Raw genomic sequence first — 3,108 nt, forward strand, 5'->3', positions numbered from 1 at the left:
CTCCAGAAGGAGGCCAAGTGAAGGATCGGGTGGAGATCATCGCGCGCACCGAACGGCGCAGGAAGTTTTCGGACGCTGAGAAGGCGGCGATCCTCGCCGAGGCGGATGAAGATGGGGTATCGGTCCGTCAGGTCGCTGAGCGGCATGAGATTGCAGAGAGCCTGATCTATAACTGGCGATCGACGCGTCGTCAGGCGGCGGCCATCGCCAGTGAAGCGCTCGAGTTCATTCCCTACGGAGCAATCATAACGACGGAGGCTGCGGCCGCGCCGGCGGTGCCCGAGCCCCAGAAGGTGCCGCGACCCGTTCCGTCGCCGATACCGCCAGCGCCGGAGGAACTGGTCCGCCCGCATCCCGGCGCCCGCCCCGGCGCAATAGATATAGACCTGCCCAGCGGCGTTCGCCTGTCGGTGGACAGCTACGTCAACGAGAAGGCGCTGGCCCGCGTGCTGCGTGCATTCCGGGATGTCTCGTGATCTCGTTGGCACCCGGAACGAAGGTCTATCTGGCAAGCAAGCCGGTCAGCATGCGGCTCGGCTTCGACGGGCTAGCGGCGCTGGTCCGCCCCCTGTTCGCGGTCGAGCCCTACGGCGGGCATGTCTTCCTGTTCCGCAGCAAGAGCGGCAACTACCTGAAGGCGCTGCATTGGGACGGGACCGGGCTTTGCCTGTTCGCCAAGCGTTTGGAACGCAGCCGTTTCGTCTGGCCGCCGCTCATCGAAGGCGGTGTCGTGCTGACCCCAGCGCAGTTTGCGCTGCTGATCGAAGCAATGGATTGGCGGCGCACAGTGGCCCCTGATCCGCCCCGCCTGCCGGTGCAGATTTGACGCGATAATCGCCGCATTTCCGGGCTTTCTGCTTGGGCGGGAGGCCGGATTCTGCTACCGGGAAGCGTGTCTCCCGACGATCTCGAACTCCCTGCTGATCCCGCAGAACTGCGCGCTTTTGCCGAGGCGATGCGCGCGCGTCTGGCCGCTTCAGACCAAGCGCTGGAAGCCGAACGGGTGGCCCATGACGAGACCCGCGAGAAGCTTCAGACTGCCCAGAACTCGATCAAGCTGACGGCGCTGCAGATCGAGAAGTTCAAGGTCCAACTGGCCCGCCTCCGGCGCATGAAGTTCGGTCAGTCTTCGGAGCGCCTTGCCCTCCAAGCCGACCAGCTCGAGTTGACGCTGGAGGATCTCGAGGCCGAGCATGCCCATGCCGAGTGTGTGATCGAGGGGCATGTGCCCGAAGATTCCCCGGCCAGGGCTGCCCCTCGCAAGCCTCGCCGTGCTCCGCTGCCCGATCATCTTCCTCGCGATGAGGTTATGCACGCAGCGCCGGATGCCGACGGCTGCTCCGCCTGTGGGGGCACGATGGGCAAGCTCGGCGAGGACGTGACCGAAGTGCTGGAATATGTCCCCGGCCGCTTCCGCGTCGTCCGTCACGTCCGGCCCAAGCTTTCCTGCAACCGCTGCGATATGATCAGTCAGGCACCTGCCCCGGCGCTGCCCGTGCCGCGCGGCCGTGCCGGTCCCGGCCTGTTGGCCCACGTCATCGTCTCCAAGTTCGCCGATCACCTGCCGCTGTATCGCCAATCGCAGATGTACGCGCGAGAGGGTGTCGAGATCAGCCGCTCGACGATGGCGGACTGGCTGGGCCAGGCAAGCTGGCTGCTGCAACCGCTCGTCGATCGGATCGCCGATCACGTCATGGCCAGCGTGAAGCTCCACGCCGACGATACACCCGTTCCCGTGCTGGCGCCGGGGACCGGGAAGACGGCAACCGGGCGACTATGGGTGTATCTGCGCGACAACCGACGATGGAGCCACCTGGACAAGCCGGCAGCGCTGTTCCGCTACAGCCCCGATCGCAAGGGCGAGCGACCGCGCGAGCATCTCAAGACCTTTGCAGGCTTCCTGCAAGCCGATGCTTATGCCGGTTTTGAGCGCCTCTACGCGAGTGACCGCCAGCCCGCGCCGATCACGCCCGTTGCCTGCTGGGCCCATGCCCGGCGCAAGCTGAACGATGTCTACAAGGCAGACCCGAACTCGGCTGCGCTCGATGGCCTGCAGATGATCGGCGAGCTTTACGACGTCGAGCGGCAGATCGTGCGCGAACCCGCAGATTTCCGCCGCAAGGCTCGCAAGCTCTCAAAGCTGAAGGCGCTGGATTTCTTCGCCTGGGCTGAAGAGGTGCTGTCAAAGGCATCGGCGCGTTCACCGCTAGCCGAGGCCCTGCGTTATGCCGTGAAGCTTAAGTCGCAACTGCTCACCTACACCGACGACGGCAGGCTGGAGATCGACAACAATCCGGCAGAGAATGCCCTGCGGGGAATCTGCCTTGGCAGGAAGAACTGGCTTTTCGCAGGTGCCGACTGTGGCGGTGAGCGCGCCGCCGCCATGTATTCATTACTTGAGACGGCAAAGCTTAGTGGAGTCAATCCGCAGGAGTGGCTGGCCGATGTCCTCGATCGCATCGGCAAGGGGCATCCGATCAATCGGATCGATGAACTGCTGCCGTGGAACTGGGCCTTGCGCGAATAACTGGGGATCGTCCATTTCTCGGTCAGGCGCTGGCATCCAAACTATCGATTTTAACTTTTGAATGTTCCGCATGCCTCGCCTTGACCGCCACAAAAGCAGGGTTGGCTTCAAGCGATCTATCCATGTCGAGCGTAATCAGCACACTATCGCTCAAAGGCCATTGAACGCGCCGTTGCCAGCAAGTCAGGAGTTCGTTTGGGGATACCAGTCGGAGGCGAAGGTAGGTGATCCTGCCAGATTCCGTCTGATCCACTGATGCTATTTGATCCCAAGGGATGAAATGTGGTCGGCGATGCGGAATTTCGATGCCATCATCCGAGATCCTCAGAAGCGGGCTTTTCCTGTGCATGAATAGCTTGGCGGTGAACCAAGCCAGCCACAACCACAGGCATGCCATGATCGCGGCCCCGATCGCGACAGCAACCTCTGCAAAGCTTGATCCGCCTTGAAAGGTCACCGCAAAGTACACGATTCCTGCAAAAATCAGGGCAAAAGGCGCTGTTACCATCAGCCCCGCCGTGAGAAATGCGAACGGCCATAGCCAACGGCGAGGGAAAACAGCCAGAGTTGGCGTCGTTGTG

At 62.6% G+C, this 3,108-nt stretch carries 4 protein-coding genes; 3 read left to right on the plus strand and 1 reads right to left on the minus strand.

Annotation, left to right across the window (positions count from 1 at the left end; translation table 11 throughout):
• The 3 genes from tnpA to tnpC form a co-directional block, all read left to right on the plus strand.
• Positions 1-476, plus strand: a 476-nt coding sequence (gene tnpA, locus V2S85_RS26895) for an IS66-like element accessory protein TnpA (RefSeq protein WP_330705847.1), incomplete at its 5' end; no start/stop codon positions are given.
• On the plus strand, positions 473-826 hold the full coding sequence (gene tnpB, locus V2S85_RS26900; protein ID WP_009822160.1) for an IS66 family insertion sequence element accessory protein TnpB: 354 nt from the start codon (positions 473-475) through the stop codon (positions 824-826). The genes tnpA and tnpB, both read left to right, overlap by 4 nt.
• Positions 827-892: 66 nt before the next feature.
• Positions 893-2,527 carry an IS66 family transposase gene (gene tnpC / locus V2S85_RS26905; protein WP_330705848.1) on the plus strand — a complete coding sequence of 545 codons (1,635 nt, stop codon included), beginning with the start codon at positions 893-895 and terminating at the stop codon, positions 2,525-2,527.
• 22 nt (positions 2,528-2,549) lie between these two features.
• On the opposite strand, the gene V2S85_RS26910 is transcribed toward tnpC, so the two are convergent.
• The coding region (locus V2S85_RS26910; RefSeq protein WP_330705849.1) for a hypothetical protein at positions 2,550-3,108 on the minus strand (559 nt) is incomplete at its 5' end.

It is taken from the genome of Novosphingobium resinovorum (assembly GCF_036352595.1).
Lineage (GTDB): Bacteria > Pseudomonadota > Alphaproteobacteria > Sphingomonadales > Sphingomonadaceae > Novosphingobium > Novosphingobium resinovorum_B.